This is a genomic window from Streptomyces sp. CB01201, assembly GCF_002803085.1.
Taxonomy (GTDB): Bacteria; Actinomycetota; Actinomycetes; order Streptomycetales; family Streptomycetaceae; genus Streptomyces; species Streptomyces hundungensis.
On the sequence record NZ_NNBJ01000009.1, the window covers coordinates 80,466 to 96,105 of the forward strand.

The following is a 15,640-nucleotide window of genomic DNA, read 5'->3' on the forward strand; positions in this document are numbered from 1 at the left end:
TCTTGTGTCACTCCGAACACTCCGCGCCGTTCTACCCAGGAAGTTGATCTTTAATGCAGCCTACTTCAACTGCCTGTGTCACATGCATCACAGGGGGTGGGCTACTGGCCCGTCAGCCACTTCATGAAGCTGCTCCAGCGCCCCGCTTTGCCGCCGGGCTGCGAAGCCGCGGGCGCGGATGCGGCCGCGACGGGGGGTGCCTGGTAGCGGGGCACGGCCGTCGGCTCCGGTGCGGCCGCAGCGCGCGGGGTGGCTGCGCTGAACCGGACGGGCAGGGAGGCCAGGGCCCGGTTGAAGGGGCCGGGGCGCCAGGCGAGGCTGTCGGCGGGGACGGCGAGTTCCACGTCGGGCAGGGCGCTGAACAGCGTCTCCAGGCCCGTCAGGGCAATCAGCCTGGCCGGCTCCTTCGACGGGCAGGCGTGCGGGCCGGCGCTCCAGGCGAGGTGGCCGCGGGTGTCGGCGCCGCGGTCCGCGAGCGCCGTGTTGGCGGCTCCGAAGGACACCAGCACCAGGTCACCGGCGCGCACCTTGTCGCCGGCCACGTCCGTGTCGACCACCGGGTAATGGGGCGCATAGTTGGACATCGGCGCATTGCGCCACAGAGTGTCGTCCACAGCCTTGTCGAACTGCCCCAGGCGTGCGAACTCCTCGTTGGTCAGCATCGTGTAGAAGGCGTTGCCGATCAGGTTGCCCTCCGGCTCGCCGCCCGCGCCGAGGAGCAACACCAGCGTGTGCGCCAGTTCCTCGTCGTTCAGCTGCGCCGGATGCTGCATCAGGTAGGACGTGACGTCCTCCCCGGGCTGGGCGCGCTTGAGCGCCACCAGCTCGCCGACCGCTCCCAGCAGGACCTGGCTGGCGGCCTCGGCGTTGACTCCGTCGAACATGCCGGAGATGCCGAACAGCACCCGGTCACCGATCTCCGCCGGGCAGCCGAACAGCTCGTTGAACACGTACAGCGGGAGCTGCTGGGCGTAGTCGCGGAGCAGGTCGGCGCTGCCGCGGGCGCTGAACTGGTTGATCAGGAACTGGGCCGCCTGGCTGACGATCCGGCTCAGCCGCTTGTTGCTGACGCGGGCGAAGGAGTCGGTGATGGCCTGCCGCAGCCGCACATGCTCGGCGCCGTCGGTGAACATCGCGTTCGGCCGGTAGGCCAGCAGCGGCAGGACCGGGCTGTCGGGGCGGATGCAGCCCTCGGCCAGAGCACGCCAACGGCGTGAGTCCTTGCGAAAGGTCGTCGAATCCTGGAGCAGTTCCAGAGCCGCGTTGTAATCGGTCACCAGCGTCGCCTCCACGCCGGGGGCGACGGTGACCGGCACGGTGGGGCCGAACTCGCGCATGTAGCGGTAGTACGCGTGCGGATTGGCAGCGAACTCCGCGCTGTCCAGGGGTATGCGCTGCCCGCTGCCGTGTGCGGGGCAGCCGGGCGGAGGTACAGAGGGGGTAGTCATGCGTGCTCCAGGTCGGCGCGCTCGTGCAGATAGCGGACCAAGGTGATCAGGGCGTCGACGGACGACTTCTCGTCGCGTGCGTCGATGGTGACGACGGGGGTTTCGGGCAGCAGGTCGAGTGCTTCCCGGACTTCCTCCGGGGTGTGGACCGTGCTGCCGTCGAAGTGGTTGATGGCCACAGCGAAATCGAGGCCGTAGCTCTCGACCAGATCCATGATGTCGAACGAGTCGGCCAGGCGCTCGGGGTCCACCAGGACCAGGGCGCCCAGCGCTCCGCGGGCCGTGTCGTCCCACAGACTCACGAAGCGCTGCTGTCCGGGCGAGCCGAACAGGTACAAGACGATGCGCTCGCTCAGCGTCAGCCGACCGAAGTCCAGGGCGACGGTGGTGGTGGTCTTCCCCTGAACCCCCTTGAGGTCGTCGACGCGCTCCGAGAGCGTCGTCATCCGCTCCTCGGTGGACAGCGGCGTGATCTCGGAAAGCGAGCCGATCAGGGTGGTCTTGCCGACGGCGAAATGTCCGACGACCAGGATTTTCACTGCGGTCTGCTGTGCGCCGCTGGGCACGTAGGCATCCTCAGACAGTGAGAGCCTTGAGGCCATCGAGCACCTCCTTGAGCAAGGCCTTGTTGGTGGGACGGGCCGAGGGCACCGGCGCCCGGGTCACGAGATAGCCCCCCTCGGCGAGGGAACTGAGCAGCACCTTGACCACCCCGAGCGGCAGCTGGGAGTACGCGGCGATCTCAGCGACCGAGAGGTAGCCGCTGGAGCACATCTCCAGGATCTGCTGCTCCTCGGGCGAGAGCCGCTGGGGACGCTGCTGCCCGTCGGTGGCCGTCGTCACGAGAGTGATGAGGGCGAACTCGCCCTCATCAGGCAGGTCACGGCCACGGGTGATGACGTAGGGCCGGACTAATTCGCCGGCCTCGGACTCGAACTCGGGCTCGGGACGGCCGGGTTCCGTCATGAGGTGACCGTGTCGCCGCGAAGGCCGGTCGACATCGCCTTGCCCAGCCGGCTGACCAGCTGCTGCATCCGGTACGTGATGTCCTGCATGTCGACCTCGACCGACGCCGCCACGGCAAGGTAGCTGCCGCCGCCCGCAGCGTTCAGGAACACCCAGCCCCCGTCGAACTCGATGAGCGTCTGGCGCCAGTTCGCCCCGTGATCACCGCAGAAGAAGCTGACGGCCCGGCTGAGCGACTGAAGGCCGGAGACGGCGGCGGCCACCTTGTCGGCATCACCCCGGTCAATCTCCGCGGTACGGGACATCTGGAGGCCGTCGGCAGAGATCAGGACCGCGTGGAGAGCATGCGGAATCTGCAGCGCGTCCTCAAGCATCCAGGACAGGTTGTCGCTCATGGGGCATCGAGTCCTTCGTGTGAATCGGCAGTGGTATCGCCTTCGGCGGCCGGTACCTCCGCGCCTCGGCCGCTGAGAGTGCCACGCTGAAACGCGCCCATGACCGCCACCCGTTCCTCGGCCGACCGGGCCGGCGGCGCTTCATCAGACCTGGCGCCCCCGTCGGGTACGAGCGCCATGCCGCGCTTGTTCCGCCGCCTGGGCAGCCCGTGCTCCGTCGCCGCCGGAGCCGAACCGCGGCTCAGGGCAGCGGCATTGGCTTCCTGCGTGGAGGTGGGCCTCTTGGGCTCGGGCATCTCGGTCAACAACTCCTTCGGCACCATCACCACGGCGCGGACGCCGCCGTAGGGAGAGGTGCTGTCGATGGCGACCGTGAACCCGAACCGCGCGCACAGGGCACCGATCACCGCGAATCCGAACGCGGGAGGGTTGCCGAGCTCAGAAACGCTCACCGCGGACCCGCTGGACAGCAGCGCGGTGGCGTTCGTCCGTTCTTCCTCGCTCATGCCGACACCAGCGTCGTCGATCACGATGCAGATGCCCCGGGGCACCGTCCGCACCTCGACCTCGACCATCGTGGACGGCTCGGAATAGCTGGTCGCGTTGTCGAGCAGCTCGGCCACCGTCAGCGCGATCGGTTCGACGGCACGGCTGGTCACCGCGAAATCGACCCGTGAGGCGATCTCGATGCGCTGGTAGTGCCGGATACGGCCCTGCGCTCCGCGGATCACGTCATAGACCGATGCGGCCTCCCGCTGCCGGCCGAGCCAGCCGCCGCACAGCACAGCGATGGACTGCGCACGCCGGTTGAATTGCGAGTTCATGTGGTCGATGTCCAGCATGTCCCGCAATACGGCCGAGTCGCCATACTTCTTCTGCAGTCCGGAGATGACCCGCTGCTGCTCCGCGGCGAGGCCTTGAAGGGTCCGCATGGCCGACTTCAGTACGGTGTTGGTGGCCTCCTCCGCCTCCTCCTTAGCCTGGCGGACCACCTCGTCATAGCCGCTGCGCAGCTCGGTGACGGTGGACTCAAGGCCGGCGGCTCTGCCCTGCGATGCGGTCAGCTCACCTTGAAGGCCCTGCTTTTGACGACGTATCGCCTTAATCGTTTTTCGCTGGCCAGTGATTACCGTGGCGGCGACAGCGACGCCGACGACAAGCGCCCAGACTGTCGGATCCTGCCAAAAATTCGTCATGTGACTCTCTATTGAGCGGCTGGAGTCCAGCTCTCGAAATCTGCCCAAGCGGACCCTCGGCTGTGGGCAGACGTCACCGCCCGGAGAGCCCCCCTGGCTGTCTCCATGCCGAGGTGAAAGCTCACGTGGCATGTGCACGGGAGCGTATCACCGGAAGATCCTGAGCTTTCGTCAAGTCTGCTCCCTCGACGCCCCGTTGGTGAGAAACACATGTTTCCACCAGTGAGGAAGGTGTGCTGGTGTGCCTGCGAGGTGAAGACCCACAGTGGCGCAGCGCACACCGTGCCGCTCCGCCGTGTGACACCTGGGTTGCTTACAGCACTGCGGCACGGCGGCGCCGCTCGCCCAGTAGCGGGCTGACGCAGCGTAGAGAGAGCAGGGCGAGTGGCATCCGGCCAACACCCCTTCCCAGGGCGCAAGATGGCCGATTCGAGAGCGGGCTACGGACAGCGGCGCGAGCTGCGACTCAGGAGATGCTTCGGCTGCACGAGCGAGCGTATCGGTGCCGGCTTCGCGGGGCACGCCCGGACCGCGGAGCACCCTCAACTCCGGGTCGAGCGCACGGACCGCCCGCTCCATGCCGGCAACGTGGACGGTGAGGCCCTCCGGGCGCAGGACCGAGGGACCGGAGCGTCCCGGAGCGTCCCGGAGCGTCCTTCCGCCCGACCTGATCGAGGTGATCACCTGGTGCTGCGCGGCTCCTCGATGCCGATGCCGACCTGGCGCAGCAGATGCACCATGTCAAGGACATCGGGCTTGCCGTAAACGCGGTCGAGCACCATGGTGCCCCGCGCCGCCGCTGCGACCAGCACCGCGACCTTGGTCGCACCCGAGTATGGGGCTAACTTCCAAGAGGCATCCAGTAGTCCGCCAGGTCGCCAGGTCGATGGCTCAGGCGCGCAACCCGCCGATGACCGCCACCGTGAAAGCACCGTCGTCGAGCGTCCGGCCCCGCGCCCCGACCCGCCGAGCACATGAGGCAGTGTTGTCAGGCATTCGGGCCGCCACAGCCCGCCGGGCTCACCACAGACGAGGTGCTCCCCTCCGCTGCGCCCCAGCCCTCCACACGACCGTGGGACCGCGGGGATTGGCCACGTGGAGCAAGATCTACACTGCCCATGGCGACTGGACGCCCGCCTCCAGTGAGTGCTCACGCGGCGGGCGTTCGGAGCTCATGAGCGGTTCATGAGCGCCATGCTCGGGGACGGCGCTCGCATTCGGACGAGGTGGACTGATGGCGGCAGTACCTTTTGATGCGGCGTTGCTGGACGGATACCGCGCTGTGCGGGAGGCCAGTGCGGGCCCGATGAGCCTGGAGCGGCTGCCAACCGTCCGCACCGAAGATGCCGCGGAGGTGCCGACGCTCGACGAGCTGCGGCGGGGTGGGCAGTTCGAGGTGACCTCGGTCTCCGTCCCTGGGGCGTCCGGTGCCTTCGAAACCGAGTTGCTGATCTGCACGCCTGCCGCCGTGGCGGGTCCTGCCGCGTCGCGCCCGGTCCTCTACTTCGTGCACGGCGGCGGCTACTTCAGCGGCGATCCACGGCACCTGTTCTTCATCAAACCGCTGCTGGACGAGGCCGAACGGCTCGGGGCATCGCTGATCTCGGCAGGGTATCGGCTCGCGCCGGAACATCCGTATCCCGCACCGCTCGACGACGTCTACGCCGGGCTCCTGTGGACCGCTGAGCATGCGGCCGAACTCGGTTTGGACGCGGACCGGATCGTCGTCGCGGGGACCAGTGCCGGCGGTGGCCTGGCCGCCGCGCTGAGCCTGTCGGTGCGCGACAAGGGCGGCCCGCAGCTGGTCGGCCAGTTGCTGATGTGCCCGATGCTCGACGACCGCAACGACACTGCTTCGGCCCACCAGATGGACGGTGTCGACGTCTGGGACCGCAGCTGGAACGGCTTCGGGTGGAAGGCCCTGCTCGGCTCCGCATGCGGCACCCCGGACGTCTCGCCCTACGCCGCACCGGCCCGCGCCACGGATCTCTCCGGACTGCCCCCGGCGTTCATCGACGTCGGCTCGGCGGAGACGCTGCGCGACGAGGCCGTAGCCTACGCCGACCGGATCTGGCGGGCCGGCGGCTCCGCCGAGCTGCATGTGTGGTCCGGCGGCTACCACACGTTCGACCTGGTGGTCCCGGACGCGGCGATCAGTCGAGCAGCGTGGCAGGCCCGCCGTTCCTGGCTGGAGCGGGTTCTGGCGGCGGCCTGACGTCCCCCACGCGTGGCCCGCTCCGGCAGAACGTGGTCGTCGTAAAGATCCCCCACAGCGTCAGACGCTGCCTGGGGCCGGGCCATCCCGTCCGGCGCGGAAGCTGCGCCCGAGCGCGACGCCCGCTCTCTCCCCCGGCTGTGGATCGCGCGGGTTATGGGTGAGCACAGACATCGGCGTGTGATTCGGCGGATTGTCGCCCCACAAGCTCAGCCTGCCGCTGCTCGCGCAAGGAACGCCGCCATGGCTCCTCGTCGATCATCTCCTCAAGGCTCAACCCGATTTCGTCCCCTGTTCATCGAGCTGACGAGAGAGTCAGTAGAGAAACCGGCAAGCTCATCGTCCATCGAGCAATCATCAGTAGATTTGTCACAGCGCTCCAACGCCAAGCCGCTACTCATCACGACTCAACTCAGTGGAGGTAACGGAAACATGATGGACCGTCAACGACTCTTCATCGGCTCGGGTGCCGTGGCCGCGGCCGCCGTCCTCGCCCTGGCCGGCACCGCCGACGCAGCCGTCGCCAAGCTCAGCCAGTCCGCGGCGGCCTCCCAGCTGTCGGCCGCCGGAGTCACCCACTCCTCCACCGGCGGCTGCACCACCCGGTCCAATGCCCACTGCACCTCGTACGACCAGATCAACCAGACGACCGTGGACGGACTCAAGACGCTCAAGAGCGCCAGCAGTTGCGCGATCAACGTCACCGGCGGAACCGAAATCGGTCACGCCTCCGGCACCTACAGCCACTACAACGGCTACAAGGCCGACATTTCCCGGAACACCTGCATCGACTCGTACGTCACCAACAGCTTCACCCACATCGCGACCCGCAGCGACGGAGCGACCCGCTGGCGCTCCTCGGCCGGAAACGTCTACGCGAACGAGGGCAGCCACTGGGACATCACCTACTGCGGCGGCGACACGTCCTGCACGGCGGCGGCCAGCGCCTGACACACACCTCGGCCCCCGCGGCGATGCGTCACGTCGCACCGACCACCGCCGGTCACCTCTCTGGCGCCGCAGGAGCCGAACCCGGGGCGACGACAGCCCCGTAGTGGTGAAGGATGGCCTGCCGTCGGCCCGCGGAGCTCCTGAGCGCGGCGATCAGGCCGCCGGTCCAGCCCACCGCGGCCGGCCCCGGTGGGACACACCACATCCCTCACAGCACGATGTCTCCCCCGCGGCTGGGAACGGCGTCGAGCCTGGCGAGCGTCGAGTCGTCGAAAGCGATCGCGGCCGCGTCGATGTTCCCGCGCAGATGCTCCGCGTCGGCGGTCCCGGGGATGAGGAGCGTGTTCGGGGCGTGGTGGAGCAGCCAGGCCAGGCCGACTTGCGCCGGGGTCACGTTCAGCGCTTGGGCAGCAACGATCGCGGCAGGCTCGTCGACCACCTTGGCCAGGCCCGCGAAGGCTCCGCCCAGCGGGAAGAACGGTACCCAGGCGATGCCTTCGGCCCGGCAGAGCCGGAGCATGTCCTCGTCGTCGCGCGCCACCAGGCTGTACGCGTTCTGCACGCAGGCGATGCCCGCCGGGAGCGCGCGCCGCAGTCCGTCCAGAGTGACGCTGCTGAGACCGATCGCGCCGATCTTGCCCTCGTCCCGCAGGTCGGTCATGACGGCGAGCTGGTCGTCGAGGTCGACCACCTGGTCGCCCTCGGGGCGGAGACCCGGACCGGTGTCGGCGCGGCGCAGGTTGACCAGGGGGATCCGGTCGAGCCCCAGGCTCTTGAGGTTGGCTTCGACTCCGGCCCGCAACTGCTCGGGCCGCTGGGCCAGGCGCAGCGGCACCGCGGCGCCCGGAGCGGGTTCGGCGCCCACCTTGCTGACGACCAGGACGTCGTCCTCGGGGCGGAGCGCCGCGCTGATGACCTCGTTGACGTGGCCGTCGCCGTAGAACTGGGCGGTGTCGACGTGATCGACGCCGAGCTCGACCGCGCGACGCAGCAGCGCGATCGCGTCGTCGCGTCGCAGTCGCTCCAGCTGCATGGCGCCGTAGCCGACCCTGGACACGGTTCGGCCCGCCAGCGTTCCCGGCCCACCGGGTCGTGCCGCGCCGCTGGCGGTGAGCTGGAGAGATCGGTCGGTGGACACCATGGCGGTCTCGCTCTCATGAGACGATGGAAGCAAACGGAGGAACTCCGTTTACCTACGACCGTAACACTAACCGGAGGGTCTCCGTTTTGGCTTCGCCAGACTCCCCCGCCGCCGACGGGCCGTCCCCTGCGGCCGGACGCCCGGCCCGCGCCGATGCACGGCGCAACCGCGAACGCCTGCTCGCCATAGCCCGCGACGCCTTCGCCGCGACGGACGGCACGGCGCGCCTGGACGCCATCGCCCGAGAGGCCGGCGTCGGCATCGGCACGCTCTACCGTCACTTCCCCACCCGCGAAGCCCTCGTCGAGGCCATCTACGCCTCCGAACTCGATGCCGTCGTCACCAGCGTCCCCGTGCTGCTCTCCGAGCTGCCACCCGAAGCCGCCCTGCGGGCGTGGATGGATCGTTACGCCGCGTTCTTCGCGGCCAAGCGCGGCATCTCCGACACCCTGCGCTCGGGCTGGGCATCGGGCGCCATCGCCACCCCGGCGACCCGTGAACGACTCACCGACGCAATCGGCACCATCCTCAGCGCCGGGGTGCGGACCGGCTCGCTGCGGGCCGATGTGGAACCGGACGAGGTCACGATGATGCTCCTCGGAGTGTTCCTGTCCTCGGCGGCAGTAGAGGGCACAGCTCCGACCGGCCGGATGCTGGACCTCCTGGTGGACGCGTTGCGGCCACCCGCGGCGGGCAACCCGCACGCGTGACACGGTCCCTGGCGCATCCATCGGGGACGTGCCTCCGACGGACCGGTCCCCGCCGAGCCCTCACTCGCCGGCGGCACACGGCCGCCGACCTCGCGTCCGGGACGGGCCGTCGCCGAACCGGTCCCGCACGGCAGCCGCGGCCGATCAGTAGGTGTGGTCGGCCGTGACATCGGACGACATCGCCAGCCCCTTGTCCGCTTCCGCCCCGCGTACGGCGAGCAGGGTCTGGCACAGCGCGTCGACGGCCGCGAGGTGCGCAAGCCGACTCGCGACCGTCTCCAGACCGAAGATGCGGTCCTGACCGCCCGCGACCAGTGTGCGGGTACTGATCTCGCTCAGGGGTGAACGGGCGTAACTAGTCAGGGCGAGGACGGTCGCCCCCGCCGTGCGGGCCCTACGGGCCGCGTCGACCGTGGTGCGGGTCGCACCGGTGTGGCTGATGGCCAGGCAGACGGCCGAGGGCGGTAGCAGCCCGGCGGCCAGCTGGGCGGTGAGCGGGTCGGCCGGCGCGTCGACGACGCAGCCCAGGGCGCGCAGGCGGTACGCGGTGTCCAGAGCCACAGCTCCGGAGAGTCCCGCGCCCACGACCAGTACGCGCGGAGCCGTGTCGAGTGCCGCCGCCGCGTCCCGCAGTGCGTCCAGGGCGAGCGTGGAAGCCAGACCGTCCAGCGCCTCCCGCGCGGAACGAACCGTTTCGGCGAGGGCACGGGCTGCGGGATCGGCTTCGCTGGAGGGAGGCGACGCGGGCGCCTCCCGGGCCGCCGCGATCTTCAACTCCTGATATCCGCGGAAACCCAGACGCTGGCAGGCACGGACGACGGACGACGGTGCCGCCCCGGCGAGCTGCGCGACATCACTGACGCTCAGATGCACCAGCTCCGCCCCCTTGTCGAGAACGACCTGGGCGACGCGGGCCTCGGCGTCACGCAGCTCCGACAGATGGGCCCGGACGTGGGCCGCGAGCCGCCGACCCCCGGAAGAATTGAATTCCATAGCTCGATGCTAGCGTGGAATTCCATTCCACGAAGGAGGGTGCCCATGTCCATGGCCCTGTCGTTGCCGACGCACGGCGCGGCCGCCGTGCCCGTCGCGGTGCTGACCGCCGCCCTGCTCCACGCGGTCTGGAACGCACTGGCACACGGAGCCGAGGACAAACTGGCCGTCTTCGTGCTGATGAACGTGGCCACGACCGGATGCGCCGCGATCCTCGTCTGCTTCGCCGCACTGCCCGCCGCTGCGGCCTGGCCGTACATCGCCACCTCGGCCGGTCTGCAAGTCGCCTATCAGATGCTGCTGTTGCAGGCCTACCGGCTGGGCGACTTCGGCCAGATGTACCCGATCGCCCGCGGCACGTCCCCTCTGCTCGTCGCCCTGGTCTCCACGACCGTCCTGGACCACCCCTTGTCCGCCAAGGACACGGCGGGCGTCCTGGTGATCTCCCTCGGCCTCGCCGGTCTGGCCCTGGCCGACGGCATGCCCGGCCGCGCTCAGCTACCGGCGCTCGCCGCCGCCCTCGGGACAGGGGTGATGATCGCTTCCTACACGCTCGTCGACGGCAGCGGCGTGCGGAAATCGGGCACGGTCACCGGGTACATCGCATGGCTCTTCCTGTCCCAGAGCCTCGCCTTCCTCCTGTCCGCCTGGCTGATGCGGAGGCGATCGCTGGGCGTCCGGCTCAAGTCCGTGGGCCGGCGCGGCCTCGCGGGCGGCGTCCTCTCCCTGCTCGCGTACGGGCTCGTGGTCTGGGCACAGTCCCGCGGCAACATATCCACCATCGCCGCGCTGCGGGAGACCAGCATCGTCTTCGCCGCGCTGATCGGCCTGCTGCTGTTCCGGGAGCCCTTCGGCAACCGTCGCCTCGCCGCAAGCGCGGCGGTCCTGGCCGGCATCGCGGTCCTGGAACTCGCCCACGCCTGACGGTGATCTTTCTCGGTCCCGTCCGCGAGCTTGCCCCCAGGCCCGGGCCCGCCCTCAGCCGGCCCAACGCCCATGCATCCCGGCCGGGTTCGACGCGCTTGCTCCACGCGGCCACCGAGCTCCGTGCAGCCGCCGAGCAACGCCCCCTGTCGGCTGCGATGTCAGTGGGGCTTGGTACAACTCCCTTACCTGGAGATGGCGTCGGCCCATCGAGCCGGGCCCATCATCGATGCACCGAAAACAGCGCGAAGGAGCGGTCCCCATGACCATTGGCAGCCACCTTGAGGAATTCCACGGCCTGCCGGCCTTCACCTTTCCCAGCGCCGACACTCCGGGGACGGCAGTACCCCTGCCCGCCGCCGAATCCGTGGCCTGGCGCATCGCCGTGGACGCGTACGACAGCGAGGAGGAGTGGCCGGAGGCTTTCGCCCGCTTCCTCGCGGCCGTGGACAGCCGACGGGTGCGCGCGCTGATCGTCGGTGCCTGGAGCGATGTGTACGAGAAGGCGCCGGATGCGGTGATCGAGGCGCTGGTGGCCGCGCGGGATCAACTGCCCGCGCTGCGCGGCCTGTTCCTCGGTGACATCGTCGTGGAGGAGTGCGAGATCTCCTGGATCGTCCAAGGCGACGTCTCACCCCTGTTGGCCGCTTTCCCGGATCTGGCGGAGTTCGGCGTGCGAGGCGGCAACGAGCTGGTCTTTCCGGCCGTGCGGCACGAACGGCTGCGCGCGCTCACCGTGGAGACGGGCGGCCTTCCCGTGGCGGCGGTAAGCGGCATCGCCGGCAGCGATCTGCCCGCGCTGGCCTCCCTCGACCTGTGGCTCGGCACATCCGAGTACGGCGGCGACTGCCAGGTCTCCGACCTGGCCCCGATCCTCGCGGGCGACCGGCTGCCCGGCCTGCGCCGGCTGGGGCTGCGCAACAGCGAGATCCAGGACGACATCTGCCGCGCACTCGCCTCGGCTCCCGTCGTGGCCCGCTTGGAGGACCTGGACATCTCGATGGGTGTCCTCACGGACGACGGTGCCGCGGCACTGCTGTCGGGCCAGTCGTTGACCCACCTCACGTCACTCGATCTGCACCACAACTATGTCGGCCCGGAACTGCGCGATCGACTCGTGACGACGCTGGAGGCCGCCGGAGTGAGGGTAGACGCCGGCGAGGGAGATGCCGAGTCCGACGAGGAGGAGGACGGGACCGTCTGGCGCTTCGTCGCCGTGGGCGAATAGCCCGCGCGGCGAGAACGACGAAGCCAAGACGTGGGACGGCAGAGGTGCGGGGACAGCAAGTGGCGTTGAAATGGGCGGTCGTCGCCAATGGGGAGAACCGCCGGACGGAACTCTTCACGGCGGCGGCACGAGAAGCGGGCCATGGCACACCACGCGTCGTGGAGTGGCTGGACGTGCTGCGGGACGGCGGCGCCGACTTCGGCGACGACGAGGTGGTACGGCTGGACTCGCCCGGCGAGAACGCGGCGGTGGACCGAATGCTGCGCGGGAGCCAGGAGCAGACACGCGTCGAGGGTTCCGCACGCTGGTACAAGAACTTCCTCGGCGCCGTCCGTTCGCTGCGCGGCGGGCGCCGCCTCGACGACCCGTCGGACCTCGCCGTGCTCTTCGACAAACGGCTGTGCCACGGACGTCTCGACCGCGCGGGCGTGCCCGTGCCCCCGTCGCCGACGAGCGGCGGGCTCGCACCGGTGGAGGGTTGGAGCGGCGTACGGCACCTCATGCGCGAGGCCGGGTTGCACAGAGTGTTCGTCAAGCTCGCCCACGGGTCGTCCGCCTCGGGCGTGTTCGCCGTCCAGACGAACAGCACCGGCCGCGTCGCCGCCACCACCAGCGTGGAGCGCACCGCGGACGGCAGCCTCCACAACTCCCTGCGCATCCGCCGCTACACGGACGAGGCGGAGATCGCCGCGATCGTGGACACGCTCGCACCGGACGGGCTGCACATCGAGCGCTGGCTGCCCAAAGCCTCGCTCTTCGGCAGATCCGCAGATCTGCGCGTAGTGGTCGTGGCCGGCCGCGCGACCCATGCCGTGGTCCGGACGAGCCGCTCCCCCCTCACCAATCTTCACCTGGGAGGGGCCCGCGGTGACCTCTCGGCCGTACGCGCACTGGCCGGTGACCAGTGGACGCAAGCCCTCGCCATCAGCGAGCGGGCCGCGGCCTGCTTCCCCGGCACCCTGTGCGTCGGGGTGGACCTGCTGCCCGCCGTGGGCTGGCGTCGGTTCGCCGTGGGGGAGGTCAATGCCTTCGGCGATCTCCTCCCCCGGCTGACTGGACTGCCCGACAGCGGCGCGGAAGGCATGGACACCTACGCGGCCCAGATCGCCGCGGTCCGGTCCGGCCGCACCGCGCCGCCCGCGCGCCTTCCCCCATCACCCGCGCTCATCACACGCGCTCCCGACTCGACGCACCGTCGCCCCACCCACCACGCTCGACGCACCACCGAGGACAGCACATGACCGCCCCTGAAACCCCCCGGGCCGCCGCGGACACCACTCCCCCGTGGCACGACATCCCGGACATGAACGAGGTGGTGGGGCGAGACGACCTGCTCCTGCTGACGCTCGACACCCTGCGCTACGACGTGGCCGTCGAACTCGCCGCCACCGGCCGCCTCCCGAACCTCTCCGCGCATCTGCCCGGCGGCACCTGGGAACAGCGCCACGCGCCGGGCAACTTCACCTACGCCTCCCATCAAGCGATGTTCGCGGGCTTCCTCCCCACTCCGGCCTCGCCCGGCCCCCACCCGCGGTTGTTCGCGGCACGATTCGCGGGCAGTGAGAGCACCGCGGGGCGGACGTTCGTCTTCGATGCCCCCGACCTGGTGGCCGGGCTCGCCGCCCGCGGCTACAGGACGGTGTGCGTCGGCGGAGTCGGCTTCTTCAACAAGCAGGGTGCGCTGGGCAACGTTCTGCCGGGACTCTTCCAGGAGAGCCACTGGGAACCCGCCTTCTCGGTGGCCTCCCCTACCTCCTTCGAAGCCCAAGTGGAGTGCGCCGAAAAGGTCGTGGCCCAACTGCCGCCCGAACAAAGGCTGTTCCTCTTCGTCAACGCCTCGGCCCTGCACCAGCCCAACTGGTTCCACCTGCCCGGCGCGACCCGTGAGTCGGGCGACAGCCGGGCGTCCCACGCGGCGGCCCTGGAGTACATCGACCGCCATGTCGGACGGCTCTTCGACGCGATGAGCTCCCGCCGCCGCTGCTTCGCGATCGTCAGCTCCGACCACGGCACCGCGTACGGCGACGACGGCTACACCGGTCATCGCCTCGGCCACGACTGCGTATGGACCGTGCCGTACAGCCACTTCTTCCTGGAGCCGACCACATGACCCACACCCCCCTGGCACCGCCGTCGCACACGGCTCCACGCCCCTACCAGAGCTATACCTACGCCTACCCGCACAAGACCGCCTACCGGCCGCTCGATCCGCACCCCGCGCTCAAGGACCTGTGGGCAGGCGAGCCCCGTGGGTCCCTCTCGCTGTATGTGCACATACCGTTCTGCGAGGTCCGCTGCGGATTCTGCAACCTGTTCACCCGCATCGGGGCGCCAGACGACCTGACCGGCCGCTACCTGGACGCGGTGCGCCGCCAAGCCGCCGCGGTGCGCACGGCCCTCGGCGACGACGAACCCCCGCGGTTCGTCAACGCCGCGTTCGGCGGCGGCACACCCACGTTCCTGGAGCCCCGCGAACTGGAGCAGCTGTGCGACATCGCCGAGCAGGAGATGGGGGCGGACCTCCGTGCTGTTCCCCTGTCGGTCGAGGCCTCTCCCTCCACCGCGACGACGGATCGGCTGAACGTACTGGCCGCCCGCGGCACCACCAGACTCAGCCTGGGAGTGCAGAGTTTCATCGAGGAGGAGTCGCGTTCCGCAGCACGGCCGCAACGCCGCTCCGACGTGGAAGCTGCGCTCGCACGCATCCGTGAGGCGGGTATCCCCGTCCTCAACATCGATCTGATCTACGGCATCGACGGCCAGACGGCCGCCAGTTGGCGCCAGTCCCTCGACGCGGCGCTGGCCTGGCGGCCGGAGGAGATCTACCTCTACCCGCTCTATGTCCGTCCCCTGACGGGCCTCGGCCGGCACGCCGACCCGCTTCGCGCCGGACGGGACTGGGACGAGCAGCGCCTGCGCCGCTACCGGGAGGGCCGGGACCATCTGCTGGCCCACGGCTACGAGCAGGTGTCGATGCGGATGTTCCGCCGTGCGGACGCCCCGCCGCAGGGCCCGGACGACTACGCCTGTCAGACCGACGGCATGATCGGCCTGGGCTGTGGCGCCCGCTCGTACACCTCGACGCTGCACTACTCCTTCGACTACGCCGTCTCCATGCGGGAGATCCGCGGCATCATCGACGACTACACCGCCACCGAGGACTTCTCCCGCGCCCTCCACGGCCGGCACGTCGACGAGGGTGAAGCCCGGCGCCGACACCTGCTCCAGTCCCTGCTGCAGGCCGAGGGACTGCCCGCAGCGGAATACCGCCTGCGCTTCGGATCCGCCCCCTGGGAAGACTTCCGCTCCGAACTCGGCGTCCTCGCCGCGCGCGGCTGGCTGCACGGCGGCGCCGGAAGCGACGAGCTGCTGCGCCTGTCCGCCGAAGGACTTGCCCACTCCGATGCCATCGGTCCCGAGTTCTTCTCCCCGGCCGTACGCGACGCCATGGCCGCCTACGAACTGAAGTGAGG

Annotated in this window: 16 protein-coding genes; 8 read left to right on the plus strand and 8 right to left on the minus strand. The window is 69.7% G+C overall.

The features are described from left to right. Window positions 1–101: 101 nt before the first annotated feature. From CG740_RS19620 to CG740_RS41550, 6 genes are all read right to left on the minus strand, one after another. Window positions 102–1,448, minus strand: coding sequence for a cytochrome P450 (locus tag CG740_RS19620; RefSeq protein ID WP_100576488.1), 1,347 nt, complete (start codon window positions 1,446–1,448; stop codon window positions 102–104). Continuing rightward, a complete protein-coding gene (locus tag CG740_RS19625; RefSeq protein ID WP_100576489.1) occupies window positions 1,445–2,050 on the minus strand; it encodes a GTP-binding protein in 606 nt (201 codons plus the stop codon). The genes CG740_RS19620 and CG740_RS19625 overlap by 4 nt, the downstream gene beginning before the upstream one ends. Continuing rightward, the gene (locus CG740_RS19630; protein ID WP_100576490.1) at window positions 2,025–2,414 is read right to left on the minus strand and encodes a DUF742 domain-containing protein; all 390 of its coding nucleotides are present in this window, start codon (window positions 2,412–2,414) and stop codon (window positions 2,025–2,027) included. The genes CG740_RS19625 and CG740_RS19630 overlap by 26 nt, the downstream gene beginning before the upstream one ends. Further along, window positions 2,411–2,809, minus strand: coding sequence for a roadblock/LC7 domain-containing protein (locus CG740_RS19635; RefSeq protein WP_100576491.1), 399 nt, complete (start codon window positions 2,807–2,809; stop codon window positions 2,411–2,413). Before CG740_RS19635 ends, CG740_RS19630 begins: the two co-directional genes overlap by 4 nt. Next, window positions 2,806–4,005 carry an ATP-binding protein gene (locus CG740_RS19640; RefSeq protein WP_234376373.1) on the minus strand — a complete coding sequence of 400 codons (1,200 nt, stop codon included), beginning with the start codon at window positions 4,003–4,005 and terminating at the stop codon, window positions 2,806–2,808. Before CG740_RS19640 ends, CG740_RS19635 begins: the two co-directional genes overlap by 4 nt. Window positions 4,006–4,685: 680 nt before the next feature. Then, window positions 4,686–4,817, minus strand: coding sequence for a hypothetical protein (locus tag CG740_RS41550; protein WP_267895413.1), 132 nt, complete (start codon window positions 4,815–4,817; stop codon window positions 4,686–4,688). Between the two features lie 422 nt (window positions 4,818–5,239). Between CG740_RS41550 and CG740_RS19645 the strand changes: the two genes are divergently transcribed. Continuing rightward, window positions 5,240–6,220: an alpha/beta hydrolase gene (locus CG740_RS19645; RefSeq protein ID WP_100576493.1), complete on the plus strand. Its 981-nt coding sequence runs from the start codon at window positions 5,240–5,242 to the stop codon at window positions 6,218–6,220. 432 nt (window positions 6,221–6,652) lie between these two features. Continuing rightward, window positions 6,653–7,171, plus strand: a complete 519-nt coding sequence (locus CG740_RS19650; RefSeq protein WP_234376374.1) for a hypothetical protein — start codon at window positions 6,653–6,655, stop codon at window positions 7,169–7,171. Window positions 7,172–7,379: 208 nt separating this feature from the next. Here CG740_RS19650 and CG740_RS19655 read toward each other — a convergent pair whose 3' ends face one another. Further along, window positions 7,380–8,312: an aldo/keto reductase gene (locus CG740_RS19655; protein WP_100576495.1), complete on the minus strand. Its 933-nt coding sequence runs from the start codon at window positions 8,310–8,312 to the stop codon at window positions 7,380–7,382. 86 nt (window positions 8,313–8,398) lie between these two features. Here CG740_RS19655 and CG740_RS19660 point away from each other — a divergent pair, with 86 nt between their 5' ends. Beyond that, window positions 8,399–9,022 carry a TetR/AcrR family transcriptional regulator gene (locus CG740_RS19660; protein ID WP_234376375.1) on the plus strand — a complete coding sequence of 208 codons (624 nt, stop codon included), beginning with the start codon at window positions 8,399–8,401 and terminating at the stop codon, window positions 9,020–9,022. A 144-nt stretch (window positions 9,023–9,166) separates the two neighbouring features. Here the strand turns inward: CG740_RS19660 and CG740_RS19665 are convergent, their stop codons facing one another. After that, complete coding sequence (locus CG740_RS19665; RefSeq protein WP_100576497.1) at window positions 9,167–10,015, minus strand: MurR/RpiR family transcriptional regulator; 849 nt, start codon at window positions 10,013–10,015, stop codon at window positions 9,167–9,169. 45 nt (window positions 10,016–10,060) lie between these two features. Here CG740_RS19665 and CG740_RS19670 point away from each other — a divergent pair, with 45 nt between their 5' ends. The 5 genes from CG740_RS19670 (at window position 10,061) to CG740_RS19690 (ending at window position 15,638) form a co-directional block, all read left to right on the plus strand. Next, window positions 10,061–10,939, plus strand: coding sequence for an EamA family transporter (locus CG740_RS19670; RefSeq protein WP_100576498.1), 879 nt, complete (start codon window positions 10,061–10,063; stop codon window positions 10,937–10,939). 262 nt (window positions 10,940–11,201) lie between these two features. Further along, window positions 11,202–12,167: an STM4015 family protein gene (locus CG740_RS19675; RefSeq protein ID WP_100576499.1), complete on the plus strand. Its 966-nt coding sequence runs from the start codon at window positions 11,202–11,204 to the stop codon at window positions 12,165–12,167. Window positions 12,168–12,211: 44 nt separating this feature from the next. Beyond that, on the plus strand, window positions 12,212–13,408 hold the full coding sequence (locus CG740_RS19680) for an STM4014 family protein (protein WP_199846513.1): 1,197 nt from the start codon (window positions 12,212–12,214) through the stop codon (window positions 13,406–13,408). Window positions 13,409–13,470: 62 nt separating this feature from the next. Then, window positions 13,471–14,277 carry an STM4013/SEN3800 family hydrolase gene (locus CG740_RS19685; protein WP_100576660.1) on the plus strand — a complete coding sequence of 269 codons (807 nt, stop codon included), beginning with the start codon at window positions 13,471–13,473 and terminating at the stop codon, window positions 14,275–14,277. After that, window positions 14,274–15,638 carry an STM4012 family radical SAM protein gene (locus CG740_RS19690; protein ID WP_100576500.1) on the plus strand — a complete coding sequence of 455 codons (1,365 nt, stop codon included), beginning with the start codon at window positions 14,274–14,276 and terminating at the stop codon, window positions 15,636–15,638. The genes CG740_RS19685 and CG740_RS19690 overlap by 4 nt, the downstream gene beginning before the upstream one ends. Window positions 15,639–15,640 lie beyond the last annotated feature (2 nt).